The organism is Citrobacter europaeus, from assembly GCA_020099315.1.
Lineage (GTDB): Bacteria > Pseudomonadota > Gammaproteobacteria > Enterobacterales > Enterobacteriaceae > Citrobacter > Citrobacter europaeus.
The window spans coordinates 3,587,974-3,612,626 of the sequence record CP083650.1 but is presented as its reverse complement, the minus strand read 5'-3'; the positions used below and the strand labels follow the sequence as shown (position 1 = coordinate 3,612,626).

The window sequence follows — 24,653 nt, the reverse complement described above, 5'->3', positions numbered from 1 at the left end:
AAATGAATTTGTTTTTAAGTGCTACAGGTGTTGCTGATTGGCGACATAAAGTGCAAAAAACAGCCAAAATCATTTTTCATATGAATAATCACATTTTCCATATTTATCATTGTGTTAATAAAGTGTTTTGAATATTGGCACAGATGCTGCATAATATCGCTCAGTGGCTCATTCACCTTCTTATGTCAGCCCCTTAGGGACGTGCTACATAAACTTCGAATGACGCACAACAAGGTGCCTGCCGTCCAACATCTGATATTAGCGTTGCTCATATCAACCTTCGGGCGAAACGTCGAGTTAGGCACCGCCTTATTTCACAACAAAGCCGGGTTGATCCCGGCTTTGTTGTATCTGGCGTTCCCCTCAGTTAGCATCAACCTATTCCTGTCCGTTGAGAGTAACGCCTTGAAGCGCTGGTCAGTTTTCCCCCGATCTTTACGTCAATTGGTGACGTTGGCATTTTTGCTTATCCTGCTGCCGTTGTTAGTTTTGGCCTGGCAGGCGTGGCAAAGTCTGAATGCCCTGAGCGCGCAGGCGGCGCTGACGAACCGCACCACGCTGATTGACGCCAGACGCAGCGAAGCGATGACCAATGCCGCGCTGGAGATGGAGCGTAGCTACCGGCAATATTGTGTGCTGGATGACCCAACGCTGGCTAAGGTTTATCAGAGTCAGCGTAAACGCTACAGCGACATGCTGGATGCGCATGCGGGCGTGTTGCCAGACACCAAGCTTTACCAGGCACTGCGACAGGACATTAACGATCTCGCGCAGTTGCAGTGCAATAACAGCGGTCCTGACAGTGTGGCGGCCGCGCGGCTGGAAGCGTTCGCCAGTGCCAACACCGACATGGTACAAGCGACGCGCACCGTCGTCTTTTCTCGTGGGCAGCAGCTCCAGCAGGAAATAGCCGAACGTGGGCAGTTCTTTGGCTGGCAGGCACTGGTGCTGTTTCTGGTCAGCCTGGCGATGGTGTTGCTGTTTACCCGCATGATAATCGGTCCGGTGAAGGGCATAGAAAAAATGATTAATCGTCTGGGAGAAGGGCGCTCGCTGGGCGATAGCGTATTATTTACCGGCCCCCGGGAGCTGCGTTCCGTGGGGCAGCGCATTATCTGGCTGAGCGAACGTCTTTCCTGGCTTGAGTCGCAACGGCATCAGTTTTTACGCCATCTTTCCCATGAATTGAAAACGCCGCTGGCGAGCATGCGTGAAGGGACCGAACTGTTAGCCGATCAGGTGGTTGGACCGTTAACACCGGAGCAAAAAGAGGTGGTCGGTATTCTCGATGACAGTAGCCGTAACCTGCAAAAGCTGATTGAACAGCTTCTCGATTACAACCGCAAGCTGGCGGATGACGAGGTTGAGCTTGAAAGTGTGGAAATCGCGCCGCTGGTGGAAAGCGTTGTTTCTGCGCACAGCCTGCCCGCTCGCGCCAAAATGATACATACTGATGTTGCGCTTGCGGTGAACGCCTGTCTGGCAGAACCGATGCTATTAATGAGCGTACTGGACAATCTTTATTCCAATGCGGTGCACTACGGCGCTGAATCCGGTAACATTTGGATCCGCAGCAGTTTGCATGGCTCAATGGTATACATTGATGTAATGAATACCGGCACGCCGATTCCAGAAGCAGAACAGGCCATGATCTTCGAGCCTTTTTTCCAGGGTAGCCATCAGCGAAAAGGGGCGGTAAAAGGAAGCGGGTTGGGGCTGAGCATTGCCAGAGATTGTATCCGCCGTATGCGGGGCAAACTGTATCTGGTTGATGACCATGCGCAAAATGTTTGTTTTCGCATAGAATTGCCGCTATCTGCTGCGAAAAATCACTAAAATAAACCTAAGTCTGGTGAGTATGCCATACGTTGTTGTCCGAATGCTTAAACGACATTTTTTCCGCCGCGTCATCCTCGCAAGCCTGCCGTGCCTGGCGCTGGTAGGTTGCGTTCCGAACGCGGTGAATCATATTATCGGCGACCCCTCGCAGGAGAAAATTCCGCCTCATCAACTGGCGGACTACCTGGCAACCGACTGTAGCGATATCTGGTCGCTGTCTGGTCAGCCCACAGACACCAATCCGCTGTACTGGCTGCGGGCGATGGATTGCGCCAATCGCCTGATGCCGGTACAGGCGCGCAGTGAAGCCAGTATGATGGTGCCAGATACCTGGCAGGAGGCTTTCAGGCGTGGGATCCTGCTCGATAACGCCAATATTACGCCACCTGAAAGACGGGAGGCTGTTACGCGCCTCGACGCATTAAGCCCGCAAATTCCGCCACAGGTTCGCCCGCTGTATCAGGTCTGGCGCAGCAGCCAGACGTTGCAGCTGCAGCTTGCCGAAGAGCGTATGCGCTACAGCAAGCTGCAGCAAGCGTCAGACAGCGATCTTGATACGCTGCGTGAACAGCAACAGCATTTACAGTCCCAGCTCGATCTCACGACCCGCAAGCTGGAGAATCTGACCGATATTGAACGCCAGCTTTCCACGCGCAAACCTGCTGGTAGCTATAACCCCGATGCGTCGCACGGGAACGATAAACTCACCCTGCCTGATAACGAGGAAAGCGCAGCGCCGTCTGCTGATGAGGTCAAGCCATGATAAGCCGTAAGCCCGCGCATCTGCTGCTGGTGGATGACGATCCAGGCCTGTTGAAATTACTTGGAATGCGACTGACCAGCGAAGGTTATAGCGTCGTGACCGCGGAAAGTGGGCAGGAAGGGTTACGAGTGCTGAACCGTGAAAAAGTGGATCTGGTTATTAGCGATCTGCGTATGGATGAAATGGATGGCATGCAGCTGTTTACTGAAATCCAGAAAGTTCAGCCAGGAATGCCGGTTATTATCCTCACCGCGCACGGCTCCATCCCTGACGCCGTGGCGGCGACGCAGCAAGGGGTGTTCAGCTTTCTCACCAAGCCGGTCGATAAAGACGCGTTGTACCACGCGATCGACGGGGCGCTGGAACAGTCTGCGCCTGCCACTGATGACAGCTGGCGTGAGTCCATCGTCACCCGCAGTCCGCTGATGCTGCGCCTACTGGAACAGGCGCGTATGGTAGCGCAATCGGACGTAAGCGTATTGATCAACGGCCAAAGCGGCACCGGGAAAGAAGTGTTTGCCCAGGCCATTCACAACGCCAGCCCGCGTAGCCACAAGCCTTTTATTGCCATTAACTGCGGCGCGTTGCCGGAACAACTGCTCGAGTCCGAACTGTTTGGTCATGCGCGCGGCGCTTTTACCGGTGCGGTGAGCAATCGTGAAGGGCTGTTTCAGGCCGCGGAGGGTGGGACGCTGTTTCTTGATGAGATTGGCGATATGCCCGCGCCGTTGCAGGTTAAATTGCTGCGCGTATTGCAAGAGCGAAAAGTCCGACCGCTGGGCAGTAACCGCGATATCGACATTGATGTGCGGATCGTGTCCGCGACTCACCGTGATTTACCCAAAGCGATGGCGCGAGGTGAGTTTCGCGAGGACTTGTACTATCGCCTCAACGTGGTGAGCCTGAAGATCCCGGCGCTGGCCGAGCGTACGGAAGATATTCCGCTGCTGGCAAACCATCTACTGCGTCAGTCTGCTGAACGACACAAACCGTTCGTGCGCGCCTTTTCGACCGATGCTATGAAACGGTTAATGACCGCAAGCTGGCCGGGCAACGTGCGTCAGTTGGTTAACGTGATTGAGCAGTGCGTGGCGTTGACCTCTTCGCCGGTAATCAGCGACGCGCTGGTGGAGCAGGCGCTGGAAGGGGAGAACACCGCGCTGCCGACTTTTGTTGAGGCGCGTAACCAGTTTGAGCTCAATTACCTGCGTAAACTGCTGCAAATCACCAAGGGCAATGTGACCCACGCAGCGCGAATGGCGGGGCGCAACCGCACCGAATTCTATAAATTGCTTTCTCGACATGAGCTGGATGCAAACGACTTTAAAGAGTAGCACCGTAAATACGACTGATTTATGATACGGTGAGCAACCGGTTACGCGATAAAAACGACAGGAAAACCATGAAAAAGATTGATGCGATTATTAAACCCTTCAAGCTGGACGACGTCCGCGAAGCGCTGGCAGAAGTCGGCATTACCGGTATGACTGTAACAGAAGTCAAAGGGTTTGGCCGTCAGAAAGGCCATACCGAGTTGTACCGTGGTGCGGAATATATGGTGGATTTTCTGCCGAAGGTAAAAATTGAAATTGTGGTCACCGACGACATCGTCGATACCTGCGTTGACACTATTATTCGTACTGCCCAGACCGGTAAGATCGGTGACGGTAAGATTTTTGTCTTCGATGTGGCGCGTGTTATTCGTATCCGTACCGGCGAAGAAGACGACGCGGCCATCTAAGCCGCGCCGTTTATTTGTAGGCCTGATAAGCGTAGCGCATCAGGCAGAGTGGTTGCCGGATGGCGGCGTAAACGCCTTATCCGGCCTGCTCGCGTAATACATTACAACACTTTATGCGGGCCGAAACATTCGTAATGAATGTTTTCGTTTTTCACGCCCAGACCGACCAACTGCTTCGCGGCGAACTGCATAAAGCCAACCGGACCGCACAGATAAAACTGCATCGTCGGATCGCTGATTGCGCCTTCCAGTTTGTTCAAATCCATCAGACCAACGCTATCAAACGCACCTTTCGCGCGATCGGCTTCGGTTGGCTCACGATACCAGGTGTGTGCGCTAAAGCGTGGCAGCGTTTTGCCCAGTTCATTCACTTCATCGGCGAAGGCGTGTACATCGCCATTTTCTGCCGCGTGGAACCAGTTAACCTGCGCCGTATGATGCGCTTTTGCCAGCGTATCCAGCATCGCCAGCATCGGGGTCTGGCCCACGCCTGCGGAAATCAAAGACACAGGAGTATCGGTCGCGACATCCATAAAGAAATCGCCCGCAGGTGCAGCTAAGTGAACAACGTCGCCAACATTTGCATGGTTGTGCAGCCAGGTGGAAACCTGACCACCGTCTTCACGCTTCACCGCAATACGGTAGCCTTTGCCATCGGGTTTACGGGTCAGTGAGTACTGACGAATTTCCTGATGCGGGAAACCCTCTGGCTTCAGCCAGACGCCCAGGTATTGCCCCGGATGATATTCAGCCACTGCGCCACCGTCGACAGGTTCAAACTCAAAGCTGGTGATGAGTGCACTACGCGGGGTTTTTGCCACGATGCGGAAAGGACGGGTACCTTCCCAGCCGCCATTTTTATTGGCATTTTCGCTGTAGATTTGCGCTTCACGGTTGATGAAAACGTTCGCCAGCACGCCGTATGCTTTGCCCCACGCATCCAGAACTTCCTGACCTGGGCTGAACATTTCGTCCAGCGTTGCCAGCAAATGACCACCCACGATGTTGTACTGCTCCGGTTTAATCTGGAAGCTGGTATGTTTTTGCGCGATTTTCTCAACGGCTGGCAACAACGCCGCCAGGTTTTCGATATTGCTGGCATACGCGGCAATGGCATTAAACAACGCTTCACGCTGATCGCCATTACGCTGGTTACTCATGTTGAAGATTTCTTTCAGCTCTGGGTTATGCGTAAACATGCGATCGTAGAAATGAGCGGTCAGCTTCGGGCCTGTTTCAACCAGCAGGGGAATGGTGGCTTTCACTGTAGCGATGGTTTGTGCGTCAAGCATACGGTCTTCCTTTATCTGAGACTTTAATGATGTATGTCAAATACATCTTATAAAAAATACCCCTGCATTGTAAATGGTTCTTTGTAACTTTGCGTTGTAAAGGTTACATCGTGAAAAATCTGCATCACAAACCTGAAAAGAAATCCGTTGAAATTCAGCAGACCTTTGTTCTCCAAAGCCTTGTGTGCCGTGAAGGTAATCGTTTGCGTAAAATCCTTTGTCAAGACCTGTTATCGAAGAATGATTCGGTTATACTGTTGGCCGAAGTCCTGGAAGACTGCCTTTTCAGGCCAAAATTTACTTGTTAGCTGAGTCAGGAGATGCGGATGTTAAAGCGTGAAATGAACATTGCCGATTATGATGCCGAACTGTGGCAGGCTATGGAGCAGGAAAAAGTACGTCAGGAAGAGCACATCGAACTGATCGCCTCCGAAAACTACACCAGCCCGCGTGTTATGCAGGCGCAGGGTTCTCAGCTGACCAACAAATATGCTGAAGGTTATCCGGGCAAGCGCTACTACGGCGGTTGCGAGTACGTTGATATCGTTGAGCAACTGGCTATCGATCGCGCAAAAGAGCTGTTTGGCGCTGACTACGCTAACGTACAACCGCACTCCGGCTCTCAGGCTAACTTCGCTGTTTACACCGCTCTGCTGCAACCGGGCGATACCGTTCTGGGTATGAACCTGGCGCAAGGCGGCCACCTGACTCACGGCTCCCCGGTTAACTTCTCCGGCAAACTGTACAACATCATCCCTTACGGTATTGATGAGTCCGGTAAAATTGACTACGAAGACATGGCTAAGCAGGCCAAAGAGCACAAGCCGAAGATGATCATCGGCGGCTTCTCTGCTTACTCCGGTGTTGTTGACTGGGCAAAAATGCGTGAAATCGCTGACAGCATCGGCGCATATCTGTTCGTTGACATGGCGCACGTTGCCGGCCTGATTGCCGCAGACGTTTACCCGAACCCGGTTCCACACGCACACGTTGTGACCACCACCACCCACAAAACCCTGGCGGGTCCGCGCGGCGGCCTGATCCTGGCGAAAGGCGGTGACGAAGAGCTGTACAAAAAACTGAACTCTGCCGTGTTCCCAAGCGCGCAGGGCGGCCCACTGATGCACGTGATCGCGGCGAAAGCCGTGGCGCTGAAAGAAGCGATGGAGCCTGAGTTCAAGGTTTACCAGCAGCAGGTTGCCAAAAACGCCAAAGCGATGGTGGAAGTGTTCCTGAACCGTGGCTACAAAGTGGTTTCTGGCGGTACTGAAAACCACCTGTTCCTGCTGGATCTGGTTGATAAAAACCTGACCGGTAAAGAAGCTGACGCCGCACTGGGTCGCGCTAACATCACCGTTAACAAAAACAGCGTGCCGAACGATCCGAAGAGCCCGTTTGTGACCTCCGGTATCCGTATCGGTTCCCCGGCTGTGACTCGCCGTGGCTTCAAAGAAGCGGAAGTGAAAGAGCTGGCTGGCTGGATGTGTGACGTTCTGGACAACATCAATGACGAAGCCGTTATCGAGCGCGTCAAAGGTAAAGTGCTGGATATCTGCGCACGCTTCCCGGTCTACGCGTAAGTAATACGGATTGCCGGATGGCGGGGTAAACACCTTATCCGGCAGCTATATTCACTTAAGTAAGATTGTTTCATCGCTAAAGCCGCCGCTGGCGGCTTTTTCTTTGCCTGAATCCATTTTCTCAATAAACGTATTTCTCGCCCCTGATTCAACGTTACTGCCCCGATAATCACGCCATCCTGTGAGTTAAACCAGATTGCTTTCTGCGCATCGGTCTGGGTTGGAGGGGACTTTGATACCCGGTTATATGAATAATTTTAATACCGGACAGGTGTTTTTTCGCCCTGGTGTGGGCGATGTCCCGACCATTGCCCTGCTGATGGCGTGGAAAAAAGGGCCAATCAAACCGGCATTGACCGATTTGATCGCCACGGTACATGAACGTTTAGCGGTGAGCCTGACGGGGTAATGGCTATAGCTCGCTAAGCTGTGACTCGACATACAGATAGCCAATCCCCATTAGTTGCTGGGCGCGGTTAAGCTGACCGAAGCTTATCTGAGTCGCTCTGGCACGCGGGTTATCGCCGTGATCGAACGGGTTAAACCCGGTTTGTTGTACCAGCGTATTAAGCCAGCTATCGCCAAACGCGCAGCTACGGCCATACAACCATATTTGATTAATGTTCAGTATATTCAAAAAGTTATATAAACTCAGCCCGATGGCGCTAGCGGCATGTTCGGCCCAGGCCTGAATGCGTACATCACCGTTCTGCCAGGCAGCAATAAGCTGGTCGGTGGTGAGCGTTTCCGGGTCGTAAAGGGATGACGGCTGCGATTTCATCCACACGCGGGCCTGTTTTTTCAATGCGCTCAAGGACGCCACCGTTTCCAGACAGCCATAACGGCCACAGTCACAGGCGACCCCATCGGGATGAATGATGGTATGCCCAATCTGACCGCTGCCGTACAGACTGCCGCGCCAGATGTTATCGTTAATCACAAACGATGAACCAATACCGTAATCAACGTTAATCACGCAAAAATCACCATTAGCCGCCGGGTTTTGCCATTTTTCCGCCAGTGCCAGCATTACGCAGTCATTGTCCAGCCGGACCTGTACGCCGAGCATCTCCTCCAGCAGATACTTTATCTCCACCGGTGTTTTCCACGGGGCCTGAGGCATGGTTTTTGATGCGCCGGTTATCGGATCAACCTGACCGTGAACGCCAAGCGCCAGATTAATCGTGACATCAGGAAATTGTCGACGGTATTCCCGCCAGTGCGCCGCCAATGCTGTCAGCAGCGCTTTTGGCGACTCGGGGTTGATGACTTCATGCTGCCAGTCACCGACGGCAACCAGCCGCGCGTCCGCCAGTTGACTGGTGATGCTGGTGGGGGTGACGTTGATACACAGCGTCCAGGCGCCTTTTTCTGGCAAATGATAACTGCCGCTGCTCAAACCACGCTGGCTTAAGGTTTCTCGCGAATGGCTGATTCTCCCTTCATCCATCAGCTCTTCGAGGATATTGCTAACCGCCGGGATCGACAGGCCGGTGAGCTGCGCCAGCTGTGACTTGCTGAGCTGCTTTTCCCGCCACAGATGTGACAGAAAAATCTGTTTATTCGCCTGACGTACCCTGGCGTTGTTGAACCCCGAACGCTGCATTTACTTAACTCCCTTAACTATATTGCGTGAGCATTGCGCATTTTAACGCCACTTAACTGCCGCAGAATAGCGTCAAGTTGAATTTTTACTTTTGTTTATTGAGTGGAGAGCGGCATGTACGGTTCAGTTAAAGTCTGGCAGGAAACGATCACCCTCCCAACGTGGACGGCGGGTGAAGAAGATGCCAACCCAATGTTTCTGGAAAAACGGGTTTATCAGGGATCTTCTGGGGCGGTTTATCCCTACGGCGTGATTGATACGCTGACCGGCAAACGTGAAATGCGCGACTATCAGGCGGTGTGGATGGAGAATGACTTTATTCGCATCATGCTGCTGCCGGAATTAGGCGGACGCATTCAGCGCGCGTATGACAAAGTGCAGCAGCGCGACTTCGTCTACTACAACGAAGTGGTGAAACCCGCGCTGGTCGGTCTGCTTGGGCCGTGGATCTCCGGCGGTATTGAGTTTAACTGGCCGCAACATCATCGCCCAACCACCTTTATGCCGGTGGATTTTACGCAGCAGCAGGGGGAGCAGGGCGAATACACCGTGTGGATGGGCGAGGTAGAGCCTATGCGCGGTTTACAGGTCATGACCGGATTCACGCTGTATCCGGATCGCGCGTTGATCGAGATAACCGGGAAGGTATTTAACGGTAACGCTACCCCGCGCCACTTCTTATGGTGGGCGAATCCGGCGGTGAAGGGCGGCGACGATCACCAGAGCGTGTTCCCACCGGATGTGACGGCGGTATTCGACCACGGTAAGCGCGATGTCTCTGCATTTCCCATCGCCACCGGCACCTACTACAAAGTGGACTATTCGGCTGGCGTGGATATCTCGCGCTACAAAAACGTACCCGTGCCGACCTCCTATATGGCTGAAAAATCAGATTATGATTTTGTTGGCGCCTGGCATCACGGCGAGCGCGGTGGGTTGCTGCATGTGGCCGATCACCATGTTTCGCCGGGGAAAAAACAGTGGACCTGGGGGCATGGCGACTTTGGCGTCGCCTGGGATCGTAATCTCACCGATGACAACGGTCCGTATATCGAACTGATGACCGGGGTCTTTACCGATAACCAACCGGACTTCACCTGGCTTGCGCCTTACGAAGAGAAAGTCTTCGTGCAAAACTTCCTGCCTTACAGCGAGCTGGGAATGGTGCAAAACGCCAGCACGCAGTTGGCGCTTCGTCTGGTGCGTGAGCCAGGCCAGCTTTCAGTGGGCGTTTATGCGATTGCGCCGTTACGCGATGCTCAGGTTACGCTTGCCGCACACGGGCAGCCGTTCTATGAAAATACCCTCACCCTTGAGCCGGGGCAGAGCTGGTTGGCTGAGGTGTCAGACAATGGCGATGCCCGGGTGACGATGACCGTCACTGGCGCTGATGGCGCTACGCTTTTACAGTATGAAGAGCACATTGCGCAAGAGTTACCGCTGCCTTCGGCGGCCGTCGCGCCAGCGCTGCCAGAAGCGCTTTCCAATACCGATGAGCTCTATTTTATTGGTCAGCATCTTGAGCAATATAACCACGCCAGCCGCTATGCTGAAGATTATTATCGTCGCGCGCTGGACGTTGATCCGCTGGATTACCGCAATAATGTGGCCCTGGGGACGCTGGCGCTAAACCGCGCTGACTGGGCGTTGGCGGCGCATTGTGCGGGCAAGGCGCTGGAACGGGCGCATAAGCTCAATAAAAACCCGCGTGATGGCGAGGCGAGCATGCTACTGGCCGCCGCACAGGAACGTCAGGGCGACGATGACAGCGCCTGGGATAATTATTATAAGGCCAGTTGGAGCGGCAACTGTCGGGATGCGGCTTTCTGGTCGTTAGCGCGTCTGGCGATGAAGCGCCAGGACTACGCTGGCGCGTTGGAAAAGGTCGAGCAGAGCCTGCGATTTAACGGCAGTAACAACCTGGCAATGGGGCTGAAAGCGCTGGCGCTGGCGAAGCTTGATCGCAATGCGCAAGCTCTGGACTACATTCGCCAGCAGCTGGTTGATTATCCGCTGAGCTATACCCTGCACTATGCGCGCTGGGCCATTTGCCAGGATGAGGCAACAGCGCTTGCGTTGATCTCGATTACCGGGCGGCGCGGTACCAATGCGTGTGAACTGGCAGGCTGGCTGACCTCTTTGGGGCAAAAAGATGCTGCCCGAGGCGTGCTGGAACTGCTCGACAGCCAGGAAACGCTGCCGATGCTGTGGCGTGCCTCGCTGAGCGACAATCCACAACCGTTCATCGAACGTGCCCGTGAATGCCTGCAAAACCGCGTACGTTTCCCCAACACGCTGGATGAAGTGCAGATGCTGCAAAACCTCGAAAAGAGCGCTTTTGCCCGCTATTTACTCGGCTGTTTCTGGTACAGCAAACGGCGCTATGCCGAGGCGGTTTCCTGCTGGCAGTTTACGCTTGCGCAGGAAGCGGATTTCGCGCCGGTGCACCGTTTACTGGGGATCTATGCCTGGAACAAGCTGCACGATGCGCAGCAGGCGATGCAGTATCTGTCGCAGGCCGTGGCGCTGGAGCCTCACAATGCCCGTTTCTTGTTTGAACTCGACTATCTCAAGAAGCTGATGGCGCAACCCGCTGAGCAGCGTCTGCAGCGGCTGGAAGCCAGCAAAGAGATTGTCTTCCATCGTGACGACCTGACGGTAGAACTGCTCAGTCTGTGGAATGGATTGGGGCGCTACGACGATGCTGCGGCAGTTTTACGTGAGCGCGAGTTCCATCCGTGGGAAGGCGGTGAAGGTAAAGCCACCGGGCAATATTTGCTGAATCAGATGCATCGCGCACTGGCTGCCGTTCAGTCTGGTGACCTGCAAACCGCCATCGCGCAGTTGCAACAAGCGTTGCATTACCCGCAAAACCTTGGAGAGGGGCGTTTACCCGGACAAACGGATAATGATATCTGGTATTTGCTGGGGCATTGCGCGCAACTGCAGGGGCATTTCGAGGAATCCCAGCGCTACTTCTCCCGCGCGACGCGCGGGGGTAGCTCACTGGATGCCGGACGTTACTACAACGACCAGCCTGTGGACTATCTCTTCTGGCAGGGGATGGCGCAGAGAAAACTTGGCGATGTTGCAGAGGCGGACGCGCTGTTCAATAGCTTCCTGCAATGGGTAGAGTCGCATCGCGACAACGTCCCGGATGTCGATTTCTTTGCCGTCTCGCTACCCGATCTGGTGGTGCTGGATACCTCAGCACAAGCAAAACACCAGCAACACTGCCTGTTTATCAATGCGCTCGGGCATCTGGGGTTGGGAAATAGTGCCGCTTGTCAGCGCGAACTTGACGCACTCCTGCAACGCAATCCGGCGCATGACAAGGCATTGCTGCTGCGTCACGCCATTAACGTAAGGCTTTTCCAGTAACACCCGAAACGGGTGGGGCCAACCTCACCCGAAACCTACTGTCCCCTGCGTTTCCCTGAAAGAGGAATCATAATGAATAACGCGCAGACACATTTAAAAATTGGTTACGTCTGGACTATCTGCCTGGTTGCGGCCTGCGGTGGTTTACTGTTTGGCTATGACTGGGTGGTGATCGGCGGGGCAAAACCCTTCTATGAAGCTTATTTCTCGATTACCGATCCGGCGCAATCGGGCTGGGCGATGAGTTCGGCTTTGGTCGGTTGTATCTTTGGCGCGTTGATTTCAGGTTGGTGCGCCGATAAGTTTGGCCGAAAGATGCCGCTAATTCTCTCGGCGATCCTCTTTAGCGCCTCCGCCTGGGGAACCGCCGTCGCCAGTAATTTCGACATGTTTATTGTTTACCGCATCGTTGGCGGCGTGGGGATCGGTCTGGCGTCCGCACTAAGCCCGCTGTATATCGCCGAGGTTAGCCCGGCTGAAAAGCGTGGTCGCTTTGTTGCCGTTAACCAGCTCACCATCGTCATTGGCGTACTGGCGGCGCAGCTTATCAACCTGATGATTGCCGAACCTGTCGCCACAGGCGCTACGCAGCAGGCGATTGTGGAAAGCTGGAACGGTCAGACGGGCTGGCGCTGGATGTTTGGCGCTGAATTAGTGCCCGCGGTAATTTTCCTGGTGCTGATGTTTTTTGTCCCTGAATCGCCGCGCTGGCTGGTGAAAGCGGGCAAAGTCGATCGTGCGCGTGCCATGCTCCAGCGCATTGGTTCGGCGCAATATGCCGGGCAAACGCTGAAAGAGATTGAACATACGCTGCAAAAAGATAATCACAAGGTCGCGTGGTCAACGCTGTTACATCCGCAGATCAAACCGATCGTGATTATTGGCATGGTGCTGGCAGTGTTCCAGCAGTGGTGTGGGATCAACGTTATTTTCAACTATGCGCAGGAGATCTTCGCCTCTGCCGGATTTGATATTAACGGTACGTTAAAATCGATCGTGGCGACAGGGATCATCAACCTGGTCTTTACCCTGGCCGCTCTGCCGTTAGTGGACAAAATTGGTCGTCGTAAACTGATGTTGTTCGGTGCGTCAGGATTAACGGTTATCTATATACTGATTGCCGGGGCGTACGGGTTGGGCATTATGGGCTGGCCGGTTCTGGTTTTGGTGCTGGCGGCGATCGCTATTTATGCCCTGACGCTGGCCCCGGTGACCTGGGTGCTGCTGTCTGAAATTTTCCCTAACCGCGTCCGTGGGCTGGCAATGTCGTTGGGTACGCTGGCGCTGTGGATTGCCTGCTTCCTGCTGACCTATACCTTCCCGCTGCTCAATGCGAGTCTGGGCGCGTCGGGAAGCTTCCTGCTGTACGGTGTGATTTGTGCGATGGGCTTTATCTATGTTCTGCGTAATGTACCGGAAACCAAAGGCGTGACGCTGGAAGCGCTGGAAGAACAGCTGGCGGCGCGGCATACGAAGGTTGGCGCATCAACCCAACAACGAAGCGCCCGCTAATGGAGAGGCTTCTGACGCTACAAAACGCACATCTGCAGATGTGCGTAGACTCGCAGGGTGCTTCGCTGTTAAGTCTGGTTTCGTTACAACATCAACAGGCAATTTTACGCGAAGGTCATGGTCAACAGCCCGGTGACTGTGGCCTGTTCCCGATGCTGCCGGTCGCGAATCGGGTGGCGGGAAATCGTTTTATGCTGCGCGGTGAAGAGATCGTATTACCTCAACATGGCGCAGACGACACCTTTTTCCTGCACGGTGACGGCTGGCTGCAACGCTGGCAGGTTATCACCGTCACCCAAAGCGGTTGTCTGCTGCAGTTGCGCAGTTGGCATCCCTGCGGTTATGACTATACGGCACAGCTTTGCTATCAACTGGAAACCTCGAGCCTGCACGCCTCGTTGACGCTCACCCACTGCGGTGAGCGGCCAATGATTTATGGCTGTGGGTTCCATCCGTTTTTCGCCTTTGATAAGCACAGCACGGCGCAGTTTTCCAGCAGCGGCTACTGGCCGGAGGGTGAACAGCATCTGCCGCTGGAATGGCAACGAGATATCCCGTCAGCGGCGGATTTCATGCATGCGCAATACGGTGAGGATAGCTGGCTAAACGTCGGCTATTCAGGCTGGAGTGGGCGGGCCGTTATTCAGCGAGATGTGATGAGAGTCACGATTTTAGCGCAAACTCCGTGGTTGATGCTGTTCAGAATGTCGGGTGAGGAATTCCTGTGTCTGGAGCCGCAAACGCATCCGGTGAATGCCCACAACATGCAGGGGCAGCCGGGATTGCAGGTTTTAGCGCAGGGAGAACGCTGCCATTTTGCGATGCAAATTTGCGTTGAATAGGGCAAAAATCATGTTATCTGCCTGTTAATGCTCTCTTGCGCCAGCCTGCGTTTGTCGCCAGACTATCGCCTCCAAACGGGAGGGATTCATGGCTTTGCATTCCACGCGCTGGCTGGCGCTCGGTTATTTCACCTACTTCTTTAGCTACGGTATCTTTCTGCCTTTCTGGAGCGTCTGGCTCGAAGGGTTGGGGCTGACGCCGGAAACCATCGGTTTACTGCTCGGAGCGGGGCTGATTGCCCGTTTTCTCGGTAGTTTGCTGATTGCGCCGCGCGTGAGCGATCCCTCCCGGCTGATCTCAGCTTTACGTATTCTGGCTCTGTTGACGCTGGTGTTTGCGCTGGCCTTCTGGGCGGGAACCAACGTGGCATGGCTGATGGTGGTGATGGTCGGCTTCAACCTGTTTTTCTCACCGCTGGTACCGCTGACCGACGCGCTGGCCAACACCTGGCAAAAACAGATAACCATGGACTACGGTCGGGTGCGACTATGGGGATCGGTAGCCTTTGTGATCGGCTCCGCGCTGACCGGCAAACTGGTGAGCCTGTTCGACTATCGGGTGATCCTGGTCCTGCTATCGCTTGGCGCCGCCTCGATGCTGCTGGGTATGATGATTCGCCCGAGCGTGCAGCCAGCGGGTGAAAACCGTCAGCAGGAGAGCGCTGGATGGCCTGCCTGGCGCGCGCTGATAACCCAAAACTGGCGTTTTCTTGCCTGCGTGAGTTTGTTGCAAGGCGCGCATGCCGCTTATTACGGTTTTAGCGCCATCTACTGGCAGTCTGCCGGATACTCCGCTTCGGCGGTGGGCTATTTATGGTCATTAGGCGTGGTGGCGGAAGTGATTATTTTCGCGCTCAGCCACAAGCTGTTCCGCCGCTTCAGCGCCCGCGATCTGCTGCTGCTTTCCGCCGTTTGTGGAGTGGCGCGTTGGGGATTGATGGGCTGGAGCACCGATCTGCCGTGGCTTATCGTGGTGCAAATCCTCCATTGTGGAACCTTTACCGTCTGCCACCTGGCGGCAATGCGCTATATCGCGGCACGCCAGGGGAGCGAAGTGATTCGTTTGCAGGCGGTGTATTCCGCGGTGGCGATGGGCGGCAGTATCGCCATCATGACCGTATTCGCGGGTTATTTGTACCAGAACCTGGGCAGCGGCGTATTCTGGGTGATGGCGCTGGTGGCGCTCCCGGCAATCGTTCTGCGCCCGAAAGTAGTGGCGCAGCCTGCGACGTTATGACTCGAGGATTTTGCGGATCTGCTGCTGCTGATGCGGCGTAAGCGCCAGATCCGCATGAATCAATGGGGGTGAAAACAGCGGCAGCGGCGTGGTGTACGGCGTAATAATCAGCGTTACACCGCGCGGCGAACCCTCTTTTTGAAAGTCCTGCATCGGCATATGTTTTACGTTGAGCGGCAGCAGCGTCAGTTCGCGCAGCTGTTGCTCTATATGCGCTTCAAGTTGTTCGTTACTACCGGTCAGCAGGATAATCTGCTTTTCGTGCAAATCCTTCTCCTGCATCAGCCAGGCGCCGAAAATAACGGCGACCAGGCCGATCTCTTCTTCTGAAAACTGGACATCGTATTCCGCTTCGAAGCCGTGTATCGCCTCGCGGGTAGTTCGAACTAACCGGGGATAAAGTCGGCTGAACTCCTCCGGCAACGTGTTATCAATGCCGATAGCAAACATGCTGCGGTTAAGTGCCTGAGCAAGATGAATATACAGCTGATCGTTCAGCCCTTGCTCATCGCTGAAGTGCACATTGCCGTATTCGCGAAAACGCAGCACCAGCCGTGCAATAGCAAGGCGCAGGCGGCGATCCTGCTGGTGATTATCGCGAATCGGGTCGGGGATGCGGATCATTGAGAACAACAACGCCATAAACAGCGATTCGCCCAGCGGCGCACTCTGCATGACGTGACGTTGCCAGTGACGGGCAATCTCCTCAGCCAGAGCGTACTCCGCGCAGGATTGCGCCCAGCGTTGCTGGAGCGGATTAAACTCCGGCGTGTTCCCCGCATTATGCTGCAGCAGGCAATATTGTAAATACAGGCGCAGGAACTGGATGTCACGGCACTCAAACGGCTTCTGCAAGCGGCGGGAACACAGATTAATGAGCGCATGCAGATTGGTGTCGTCATACAGCGTACGTGCGATACCTTGTTGTTTTAGCGCCATTTTTAAAGTGGGCGTGAAATGCTGAGCGATAAAAGTTGGGCAGATCCGCAGACCGCGGCGCAGCCACTGCAACAGACACAGACGCTGATTTAGCGGGGTCCCTTCGATCGCATAGCCGCCATTGAGCGCGGTGGTAATGGCGAGTCGATGATAGCGCTGGATTTCAAGCCCTGCGCCAATAATATCTTCCTGAACAGTGGCATCATCCACGCCGTTGAGGCTGCTGAAGGTTTGCGCAGTCGCGATTTGTCCCGGCAGGAAAAGGGTCAGCAGCACCTGGCAACGGCGCTGGGGAACGGAAAGTACAGATGGTGGAGCAAGCGTTGACATCATCTGTAGGGCCTCCCGTGAGTATGTTTGATAAGAATAGCTAAAGTTTGCTCATAGATTTTGAGAATGGAATGCTTTCCACCAGGAATGCTGGGGAGCGTCACAGAATTTTTAACGTGCGGAACAGATAGCGGTAGTGGAACGCAGCGCGTTAATCCGCTTTTTCACTGTTTTATCTTTTGTTTAGATATAAAAAAACCGGCATTTTGCGCAATGACGTTATGTTAACGCTTCAGCATCAACATAGGTTGGCGGAGCATAATGAATATGCTTTTTTAGAGAAAGGTTCCGTTCACCTCATGTTCATCGCTTTTCTGTACACTGAACGCCAGTGAACGTGTTAAGGGTGCTATCGCGCACCCTTAACAATCCCGGCTCCCGGCGGGAAAATTGCCGCTCCGCGGTGCCCTCCGCATAGTCCTCCAGGCTACCGGGCCGGGCGCGATGTAACGTCCCTGTAAAGCGCGCCCTGAGCCAGCATCCATGCTGGCTCTCCCGGCCTTACGGAAACACGTCGGCAATTTTCAGCCGGACCAGCCACGCCTGACCATCTGTATTTTTATTTGAACATGTTTGAACAGCAAAAAGGATATAGCTGAAAGTCAGAGCGCTGAGGTGAACGGAACCCTGAGCCGGAATTACATGTTCTCCATCACGCTTGCTCACGGCTCAACGTTAATCCCACATCGCCGCCGGGATGCACGGCCAGTAATGTCTCTTTTGAGTAACCGCTTTCGCTCATCAGGCAGGCGCAGGCGGCGTCAAAGATAGCCAGCACCAGTAAAATTGAGGTGGTGGCTAACATGTTCAGCGGGTCGGCCTCACGCTGGACGCCGGTGGAAATCACCAGCCTCGACGCGTTGGCAATGGCTGAATCGGCGTTTTCAGTCACGCTCAGGATTGGCACATTTCTCGCTGCCAGCCCGGGCAGCAGCCGGGTGAGTTCGTCTGAATTCCCCCCGCGCGACAGCATAATGACCAGGTCGTCGGCGCGTAAAAAACCGAGATCGCCATGCGCCGCGTCCGTCGCGTTGAGGTAAATCGCGGGACGTTCCACGCACGCAAGCATATGCGCGACTTTACGTGCCGCAATGCCGGAGGTACCGACGCCAGTGACGACGATTTTGCCCCGGCAACCGCGCAACTCCGCCATCAGCGACTGCCAGACTGGTTCAGCCAGATGCTGCCCCAGACCCGCCAGGGCATCGCTATAGAGCTGAAATACGCCGGTGGCCTGGGACCAGGAGTTACTCATGCGTCCTCCTGCATCAACTGGCGGTATTTCATATGATCCTGATACATCTCGTGGAATACCCGATATTTGCGATCGTAGTACTGCTTAATGCGATTAGTCTGCGGGGTAACCGTTTTACCAATCCGGCTCATCGCTGACATCGCTTCCGGGAAGGTATCGAATACGCCCGCGGCGATAGTTCCCATCATGGCTCCACCCAGCAGCATGGCTTCGCTCTCTTCAGGCAGCAGCATCGCGCAGCCAGTGGCGTTGGCATGTTCCTGAACGAAGATCGGGTTTTTCGTCCCGCCGCCGCTGGCCATAATCGTATCGATGGTGTAGCCGCTTTGATTCATCGTTTCAATGATATGACGGGTTCCGAGCGCAATAGCCTGGATGGTCGCAAGATACTGTAGGGCCATATCCTCCGGCGTACGCGACAGCTTCAGTCCGATGATTGCTCCCGTGAGCGTTGGGTTGGCGCGCGGTGAACGGTTGCCGTGGAAATAGGGCAGGATGTGCATGTCGCGGGTTAAAAATGCGATATCTTCCGGCTCACCGGCCATTTTACGCAGCAGCACATTCAGTACTTCATAAATGGTCTGTCCCTGAGACTTAGCTTGCGCCAGCAAAGTTTCGTAGCAAGGATGCGACTGTATAACGTGGTCGATTAACGCCCCGGTAGCCGACTGCCCGCCTTCGTTGAGCCAGTATTCCGGCAGCACCGCTGAGTAGTAAGGACCCCAGACGCCGCCGATAAAACGCGGCTCTTTGGAAATCGCCATGTGTCCGGTGGAAGTGCCGCCAATCAGCGCGACACGACGGTCAAAATCCGCCACCTCGCCGGAAACGCCGCTTGCCCCGAGCGTGCCGAGCGTACCGGCGTGGGCATCGATGATCGAAACGCTGACTGCGGTCCCCGGAATCAGCCCCATTTCGCTGGCGGCGCGTGCTGACAGCCCGTGACCGAGCGGTTCGCCCATGGTTTTCACGTAGCGACCAATTTTGGCCGCATCGTGCTCCAGCAGATCTTCCAGACCAATCTGGCGGAAATAGCTGGCATCCCATTTGTCTTCATGGCCCATATAGGTCCATTTACACACCGTCGAGCACAGTGAACGCGTGTCATCGCCCGTTGCGCGCCAGGTCAGGAAATCGGGCAGGTCAAAATAGTAGCCCGCATTAGCCCAGGTATTGGGCATATGCTGCTTCAGCCACAGCAGCTTGGGCGTTTGCATTTCTGGGGAGATAATACCGCCAACGTAGTCCAGCACCCGATGATGCATGGCGTTGATGCGTTCGGCCTGGGTAATGGCGCGGTGATCCATCCACACTATGATGTTCTGTTCGCTGCGCCCGGACGGACTGATGGTCAGCGGCTTGCCTTCTTTATCCAGCACCACCAGTGAACAGGTCGCGTCAAAGCCCAGACCTTTCACCTGGATTGGGTTGATATCTGACTGGTTAATCGCATCGCGAACCGCGTTACACACCGCCTGCCAGATGTTATCGGAAGACTGCTCAACAAAATCGGCCTGCGGACGGTAAATCTCGATGGCCCGACTGGCCTGACCGACCATTCTGCCGTTGAGATCAAACACGCCAGCACGGGCGCTTCCGGTTCCGACATCCACACCAATAAAGTAACTTGCCATAATTTTTTCTCCTGAAATCAGGCTTTACGATTCTGTAATGCGATAAAGAGGATCAGCACCGCGCCCCACAGCGCCATCGTCAGATAGCTGCTGACCCCCAGCAAGTTAAGGCCGCTTTCCAGCATTTGCAGCACAATCAGCGCCAGCACCAGGCCGACAATGCGCCCGAAGCCGCCATCCGGATTGATTCCGCCGAGCACGGAAGCGAGGATGGTGACCAGCAGGTAGGATTCCCCGTATCCGGCTTTTGCCGAGTTGAATTTTGCCATCATCAGAATGGCGGCGACCCAGCCGAGCAGGGCGGAAATCACGTACACGGAAATTTGCACCCGTACGGTATTCACGCCGCTGTAGCGGGTTGCCTGTTCATTGGAACCGACGAGATACAGGCTGCGTCCAAGCGTGGTGTGCTCCAGCAGTACCCACAGCAGGATTGCCACCAGGAAAAAGAGCAGTAGCGCCACCGGAATACCGGCAATTGTGGCGTTACCAAGGTATTGAATGGCGGTCGGGAAGCCGGAAATCACCGTCCCGTTGGAAAGCAGAATATTCAGCCCGGAGATAAGCGTCATCGTGCCGAGCGTGGCGAGAATAGGCGAGACGCCGACCCAGGCAATTAAAGCGCCGTTGAGCGTGCCGATAGCCACCGCCACGGCTGCGCCTGCCAGTAGCGCCAGCACCAGAAACAGCGGGTTATCCGGATGGGTGACAATTATCGCCGCCATCACCAGCGAGCAGGCATTTGCCCCGGCAATAATCGACAGGTTAATGCCACCGGTCAGCATAGTCATGCCCATCCCGAGGGCCAGCATGCCGAGGATTGGCAGTTGCGAGCCGATCGACTGGAAGTTAGCGACGCTGAAAAAACGGCTGCCGAGCAGGGCCGAGAAGACTAAAGCGACGACCACTATAATGACGCATTGCAGACGAATGATGGCATCACCGGGTAAAAATCTGGCGATTGTTTTCATCTCAAAGCTCCCTTGCCAGTTTGCGTTTTTCGTTCCAGGCCGTGGCGCTAATGCTGACCAGGATAATGGCGCCACTAAACACGGTGTGCCAGTAAGAAGAGACGCTGAGCAGCGTCAGCCCATTTTGTAAGAAGGCCAGCAGAACCACGCCGAGCAGGGTTCCGGTCAACGTACCGCGTCCGCCGCTCATGCTGGTTCCACCGAGCACTACCGCCGCCAGAACCGTCAGCTCAAAGCCGAGCAGCGAATTGGGTGCAACTGACTGGGTAATTTGCGCCTGAACCACGGCGGCAACGCCTGCCAGAATGCCCATGTAGCCATAGACGTAGAAATGCAACTTCAGCAGATTCAGCCCCAGGCGCGAGGCCGCGTCGCGGTTGCCGCCCATGGCGTAAACCTGACGGCCAAGTCGGGTATAGTTCATTAGCACGGCAGTAAAGATGATCACCGCAGCCAGGCACAGCAGGGGCAGGGTTAGACCGTAGTCGTAGCCATCCGCCGCGGTGAACGAGAACCAGTTAATGCCGTTCATAAACCAGTCAGGGAAGCCGTACAGCCAGGTACCTTTAGTGGCGTAAACCAGCAGACCGTAGTAGACGTTCAGCGTGGCGATGGTAATGATGATTGCCGGAACGCGCAGCCAGTAGACCAGGAAGCCGTTAATCAGTCCAAGCAGCAGACCTACCGCAATGGCGATAATTAACGCCAGCGCGAAGTTGCCGCCGTGGCCGATAACCCAACTGGCCATTGCATATTGGGCTATCGCGGTCATCGCCGGAAATGAGATGTCGATCCCGCCGGAAATCAACACCACAAACAGCCCACAGGCAAGGATGCCGAGAATCGCGTAGCTGGTGGCCACATCCGTCAGATTCCCCAAGGACAAGAACTCATCGGTGCTGATACTCAGCCCAACGGCCAGGGCTACGACCAGCAGGCCCAGCCAGAATTCGTGTTGCCCGATTAATCGGGAGAGATGCATCTTATTCATTGATTACCTCGACCACTTCAGCAATCTCCTCTTCACGGCATTGATGAGGATTAAATTCCGCCACCAGCCTGCCGCGACGCATCACCAGCACGCGGTGGCTGTTGTAATACGCTTCCGGGATTTCATCGCAAATCATCAGCACCGCCATACCTTGTTCCGCCAGATCGCGGGCTATCTGGTAAATTCCCTCTTTGTTGGCGATATCCACGCCTACGGTAGGGGAGTCGAGGATCAGGATGCGGGGATTGGTCGCCACCCATTTGGCAATGGCGATACGCTGGGCATTACCGCCGGAAAGGGTTTTGACCGGCAGGTGCGGATCGGACACTTTGATATTCAGTTCGCGGATCAAGTCGGCGACCAGCTTTTGCGCTTTACGATGATCGAGCAGTCCGCTGCCGGTATGCAGTTGATCAAACACCGTGACGATGGTGTTGTCATAGATCGACTGCTCCATGATCAGCCCCTGTGTCAGACGATCTTCGGAGACATAGCCGATCCCGTGTTTGATGGCGTCATGGTTATTGCGCAGAGTAACCGGCTGGCCGTTAATACGAATCTCGCCGCTTTCCGGGTGGGTCATGCCAAACAGGCTCAGACAAAGCTCGGTGCGCCCGGCTCCCAGCAAACCAACAATGGAGACAATCTCGCCGCCGTGCAGCGACAGATTAATGTTTTGGTATTTGCCTCTGCGGCTCAGATTGCGCAGCTCCAGCAGAGGTTCTTGCTCAATTGTGGGCCTTTGTGGCAGTGGACTGTAGTGAAAGCGTTGTCCGGTCATCAGGAAGGCCAGCTCGTGGCTGTCGAGATCGCTGGCAGGGTAAGTGCCTACCAGTTTGCCGTCGCGCATCACGCTGATGCGGTCTGCCACTTCCATCACCTCATCCAGACGATGGCTGACAAACACGACGCAAATTCCGGCAGCTTTCAGTTCGTTAACAACCCGCAGCAGGCCATTAACCTCCTGACGGGTTAGCGAGGCGGTGGGCTCGTCCATAATCACCAGACGCGCATCGGCGGCAATCGCCCGGCAAATGGCGACCAGCTGGCGGTCAGCAATCGAGAGTTTTTCAACTTTTTTATCGGGATCAATGTTCACCCCGATACGCTTCATGGCTGCCAGTGCCTGCTGTTTCATGGCGCCACGACGTACCCAGATATCGCCCCCGGGCAGATAGCGGTTGACGGCGATATTTTCCGCGACGCTAAAGTTGGGAAACAACGACAGGTCCTGATAAATAACCTGAATTCCATAATGGGAGGAGAGCTGCGGCGTCAGGTGATGGAACAATTTGCCGTCGAGTAAAATCTGCGCGCCTTTTTCCGGATGATAAACCCCGGAGATCACTTTAATAATGGTGCTTTTACCACAGCCGTTTTGACCCGCCAGACAGTGAACTTCGCCTTTTCTCAGCGTCAGATTCACGTTATCCAGCGCCAGCACGCCCGGGAATTGTTTGCTGATATTCTCAAGAGTGATAAATGCGGTGGTGTCTGTCATGGACAATACCCCTGCGAGCGTCCAGGTGGACGCTGAGTGTTAATTTGGTTGATAGCGCCGACCAGACGGCCGGCGTTAAGGTTCCCTGGTGTCGGCTAAAGCCTTAGAAACCAAGTGATTGTGCGTTGTCTTTGGTGACTTCGAGGATCTTGTTAAAGCGGATCACTTTCTTCTCCGTGTCGATATCGGCTTTCCCTAAACCATCAATACTCAGATCGGCGTTCACTGCTTTACCCTGTAACAGCTGATCGGCAACCGTTACCAGCGCGTAGCCCGCATCTTTTGGATCCCACAGCAGCGCTTTTTTGATATCACCACGCATCAGGTAAGGCGCAGCCTGTGCTGGCATAGCGATCCCGACGACGGCGATTTTATCTTTGGCGCGTTTTTTCTGCACAGCCTGACCCGCGCCGATTGGACCCAGCGAGCCGAAGCCGATAATGCCTTTCATCTGCGGATAGGTTTTCATCAGGTCCAGCGTCGTGGCGTAGGATTTATCGATGCTTTCCGCGACCGGCAGACGTGAAGTGACCTCGAACATTTCCGGATATTTTTCTTTCTGGTACTTAATTGCATAATCCGCCCACGCGTTATGCAGCGGCACCGTCAGCGAACCGACATAGATAGCGTACCCGCCCTTACCACCCATGTTTTTCGCTAACTCATCGACGTTGGCCTGGGCGTATTTTTCACTGTCGATGGTTTCGATATCCCACTGGCCAATTTGCTCATCCGGGGATTCGTGCGTCAGAACCACGATGCCTTTATCGCGTGCTTTTTTTAGTACCGGCTCAAGAACCTTGGCATCATTCGGTACCACGATGATCGCATTGACGTTTTTGGCGATCAGATCCTCAATGACTTTCACCTGTTGCGCTGGATCCGGCGTGGAAGGCCCGGTCTGATAAGCATTCACATCCAGTTTTTTTGCTGCTTCATTAACGCCGGTTTCCATCCGGTTAAACCACGGAATCCCGGTGACCTTGGCAACCACAGCAATTTCATATTTTTCCGCCGCAAAGGACGTGCCGGACAACATGCATGCAGAAACCAGGGTTGCACTGAGTAATGCGAGTTTGAATTTCATAGTTGTACCTTTCGTAGGGGGCAGGACATGTCACGCCGTGAAGTTAACAACGAATGGAAGAGGGAATGAATCATGAGTTTCCTGAATGTGATCTATGCCCATTATTGTTAATTTTTGGAAATAAAATGGTTAAATTTTGGTTAATTTTGCAT

The 24,653-nt window shown here is 54.6% G+C and carries 18 protein-coding genes and 2 pseudogenes; 10 read left to right on the top strand and 10 right to left on the bottom strand.

Going from position 1 to position 24,653, the window contains the following annotated elements:
* Positions 1-405: 405 nt before the first annotated feature.
* The 4 genes from qseE to glnB all read left to right on the top strand — a co-directional run bounded on the left by qseE (position 406) and on the right by glnB (position 4,343).
* Positions 406-1,836, top strand: coding sequence for a two component system sensor histidine kinase QseE/GlrK (qseE, locus tag LA337_17020; protein ID UBI18497.1), 1,431 nt, complete (start codon positions 406-408; stop codon positions 1,834-1,836).
* Between the two features lie 22 nt (positions 1,837-1,858).
* Positions 1,859-2,602 carry a two-component system QseEF-associated lipoprotein QseG gene (qseG, locus tag LA337_17015; GenBank protein UBI14866.1) on the top strand — a complete coding sequence of 248 codons (744 nt, stop codon included), beginning with the start codon at positions 1,859-1,861 and terminating at the stop codon, positions 2,600-2,602.
* Positions 2,599-3,936, top strand: coding sequence for a two-component system response regulator GlrR (gene glrR, locus LA337_17010; GenBank protein UBI14865.1), 1,338 nt, complete (start codon positions 2,599-2,601; stop codon positions 3,934-3,936). Before qseG ends, glrR begins: the two co-directional genes overlap by 4 nt.
* 68 nt (positions 3,937-4,004) lie before the next feature.
* Positions 4,005-4,343: a nitrogen regulatory protein P-II gene (gene glnB, locus LA337_17005; GenBank protein UBI14864.1), complete on the top strand. Its 339-nt coding sequence runs from the start codon at positions 4,005-4,007 to the stop codon at positions 4,341-4,343.
* A gap of 101 nt (positions 4,344-4,444) precedes the next feature.
* Here glnB and hmpA read toward each other — a convergent pair whose 3' ends face one another.
* Positions 4,445-5,635: an NO-inducible flavohemoprotein gene (hmpA, locus tag LA337_17000; protein UBI14863.1), complete on the bottom strand. Its 1,191-nt coding sequence runs from the start codon at positions 5,633-5,635 to the stop codon at positions 4,445-4,447.
* A gap of 326 nt (positions 5,636-5,961) precedes the next feature.
* Here hmpA and LA337_16995 point away from each other — a divergent pair, with 326 nt between their 5' ends.
* Entirely contained in the window at positions 5,962-7,215 is a 1,254-nt protein-coding gene (locus LA337_16995) for a serine hydroxymethyltransferase (protein UBI14862.1), read from the top strand.
* Here the strand turns inward: LA337_16995 and LA337_16990 are convergent.
* Positions 7,206-7,427, bottom strand: a pseudogene (locus LA337_16990) (hypothetical protein). The gene LA337_16995 and the pseudogene LA337_16990 sit on opposite strands and share 10 nt — an antisense overlap.
* A 5-nt stretch (positions 7,428-7,432) precedes the next feature.
* Here LA337_16990 and LA337_16985 point away from each other — a divergent pair.
* A pseudogene (locus tag LA337_16985) lies at positions 7,433-7,624 on the top strand (transcriptional regulator).
* Positions 7,625-7,627: 3 nt separating this feature from the next.
* Here LA337_16985 and LA337_16980 read toward each other — a convergent pair.
* Positions 7,628-8,821, bottom strand: coding sequence for an ROK family transcriptional regulator (locus LA337_16980; protein UBI14861.1), 1,194 nt, complete (start codon positions 8,819-8,821; stop codon positions 7,628-7,630).
* Positions 8,822-8,935: 114 nt separating this feature from the next.
* On the opposite strand from LA337_16980, the gene LA337_16975 reads away from it, so the two are divergent.
* The 4 genes from LA337_16975 (at position 8,936) to LA337_16960 (ending at position 15,793) form a co-directional block, all read left to right on the top strand.
* Positions 8,936-12,202 carry a DUF5107 domain-containing protein gene (locus tag LA337_16975; GenBank protein UBI14860.1) on the top strand — a complete coding sequence of 1,089 codons (3,267 nt, stop codon included), beginning with the start codon at positions 8,936-8,938 and terminating at the stop codon, positions 12,200-12,202.
* A 72-nt stretch (positions 12,203-12,274) separates the two neighbouring features.
* A complete protein-coding gene (locus LA337_16970; protein UBI14859.1) occupies positions 12,275-13,714 on the top strand; it encodes a sugar porter family MFS transporter in 1,440 nt (479 codons plus the stop codon).
* Positions 13,714-14,556: an aldose 1-epimerase gene (locus LA337_16965; GenBank protein ID UBI14858.1), complete on the top strand. Its 843-nt coding sequence runs from the start codon at positions 13,714-13,716 to the stop codon at positions 14,554-14,556. Before LA337_16970 ends, LA337_16965 begins: the two co-directional genes overlap by 1 nt.
* Before the next feature lie 88 nt (positions 14,557-14,644).
* A complete protein-coding gene (locus LA337_16960; protein UBI14857.1) occupies positions 14,645-15,793 on the top strand; it encodes a 3-phenylpropionate MFS transporter in 1,149 nt (382 codons plus the stop codon).
* Here LA337_16960 and csiE read toward each other — a convergent pair.
* From csiE to LA337_16925, 7 genes are all read right to left on the bottom strand, one after another.
* Positions 15,788-17,065: a stationary phase inducible protein CsiE gene (gene csiE / locus LA337_16955; GenBank protein ID UBI14856.1), complete on the bottom strand. Its 1,278-nt coding sequence runs from the start codon at positions 17,063-17,065 to the stop codon at positions 15,788-15,790. The two genes, LA337_16960 and csiE, sit on opposite strands and share 6 nt — an antisense overlap.
* 649 nt (positions 17,066-17,714) lie before the next feature.
* Entirely contained in the window at positions 17,715-18,317 is a 603-nt protein-coding gene (locus tag LA337_16950; GenBank protein UBI14855.1) for an SIS domain-containing protein, read from the bottom strand.
* Complete coding sequence (locus LA337_16945; GenBank protein ID UBI14854.1) at positions 18,314-19,951, bottom strand: FGGY-family carbohydrate kinase; 1,638 nt, start codon at positions 19,949-19,951, stop codon at positions 18,314-18,316. The genes LA337_16950 and LA337_16945 overlap by 4 nt, the downstream gene beginning before the upstream one ends.
* 17 nt (positions 19,952-19,968) lie before the next feature.
* Positions 19,969-20,922, bottom strand: a complete 954-nt coding sequence (locus LA337_16940; protein ID UBI14853.1) for an ABC transporter permease — start codon at positions 20,920-20,922, stop codon at positions 19,969-19,971.
* Between the two features lies 1 nt (position 20,923).
* The gene (locus tag LA337_16935; GenBank protein UBI14852.1) at positions 20,924-21,913 is read right to left on the bottom strand and encodes an ABC transporter permease; all 990 of its coding nucleotides are present in this window, start codon (positions 21,911-21,913) and stop codon (positions 20,924-20,926) included.
* Positions 21,906-23,414: a sugar ABC transporter ATP-binding protein gene (locus LA337_16930; protein ID UBI14851.1), complete on the bottom strand. Its 1,509-nt coding sequence runs from the start codon at positions 23,412-23,414 to the stop codon at positions 21,906-21,908. The genes LA337_16935 and LA337_16930 overlap by 8 nt, the downstream gene beginning before the upstream one ends.
* 103 nt (positions 23,415-23,517) lie before the next feature.
* Positions 23,518-24,501, bottom strand: coding sequence for an autoinducer 2 ABC transporter substrate-binding protein (locus tag LA337_16925; GenBank protein UBI14850.1), 984 nt, complete (start codon positions 24,499-24,501; stop codon positions 23,518-23,520).
* Positions 24,502-24,653 lie beyond the last annotated feature (152 nt).

What these genes read in the sequence shown, in the direction of transcription:
- qseG (UBI14866.1), top strand. Translation starts at nt 1,859, where the DNA reads ATGCCATACGTTGTTGTCCGAATGCTTAAACGACATTTTTTCCGCCGC.
- glrR (UBI14865.1), top strand. Translation starts at nt 2,599, where the DNA reads ATGATAAGCCGTAAGCCCGCGCATCTGCTGCTGGTGGATGACGATCCA.
- glnB (UBI14864.1), top strand. Translation starts at nt 4,005, where the DNA reads ATGAAAAAGATTGATGCGATTATTAAACCCTTCAAGCTGGACGACGTC.
- hmpA (UBI14863.1), bottom strand. Translation starts at nt 5,635, where the DNA reads ATGCTTGACGCACAAACCATCGCTACAGTGAAAGCCACCATTCCCCTG.
- LA337_16995 (UBI14862.1), top strand. Translation starts at nt 5,962, where the DNA reads ATGTTAAAGCGTGAAATGAACATTGCCGATTATGATGCCGAACTGTGG.
- LA337_16980 (UBI14861.1), bottom strand. Translation starts at nt 8,821, where the DNA reads ATGCAGCGTTCGGGGTTCAACAACGCCAGGGTACGTCAGGCGAATAAA.
- LA337_16975 (UBI14860.1), top strand. Translation starts at nt 8,936, where the DNA reads ATGTACGGTTCAGTTAAAGTCTGGCAGGAAACGATCACCCTCCCAACG.
- LA337_16970 (UBI14859.1), top strand. Translation starts at nt 12,275, where the DNA reads ATGAATAACGCGCAGACACATTTAAAAATTGGTTACGTCTGGACTATC.
- LA337_16965 (UBI14858.1), top strand. Translation starts at nt 13,714, where the DNA reads ATGGAGAGGCTTCTGACGCTACAAAACGCACATCTGCAGATGTGCGTA.
- LA337_16960 (UBI14857.1), top strand. Translation starts at nt 14,645, where the DNA reads ATGGCTTTGCATTCCACGCGCTGGCTGGCGCTCGGTTATTTCACCTAC.
- csiE (UBI14856.1), bottom strand. Translation starts at nt 17,065, where the DNA reads ATGATGTCAACGCTTGCTCCACCATCTGTACTTTCCGTTCCCCAGCGC.
- LA337_16950 (UBI14855.1), bottom strand. Translation starts at nt 18,317, where the DNA reads ATGAGTAACTCCTGGTCCCAGGCCACCGGCGTATTTCAGCTCTATAGC.
- LA337_16945 (UBI14854.1), bottom strand. Translation starts at nt 19,951, where the DNA reads ATGGCAAGTTACTTTATTGGTGTGGATGTCGGAACCGGAAGCGCCCGT.
- LA337_16940 (UBI14853.1), bottom strand. Translation starts at nt 20,922, where the DNA reads ATGAAAACAATCGCCAGATTTTTACCCGGTGATGCCATCATTCGTCTG.
- LA337_16935 (UBI14852.1), bottom strand. Translation starts at nt 21,913, where the DNA reads ATGAATAAGATGCATCTCTCCCGATTAATCGGGCAACACGAATTCTGG.
- LA337_16930 (UBI14851.1), bottom strand. Translation starts at nt 23,414, where the DNA reads ATGACAGACACCACCGCATTTATCACTCTTGAGAATATCAGCAAACAA.
- LA337_16925 (UBI14850.1), bottom strand. Translation starts at nt 24,501, where the DNA reads ATGAAATTCAAACTCGCATTACTCAGTGCAACCCTGGTTTCTGCATGC.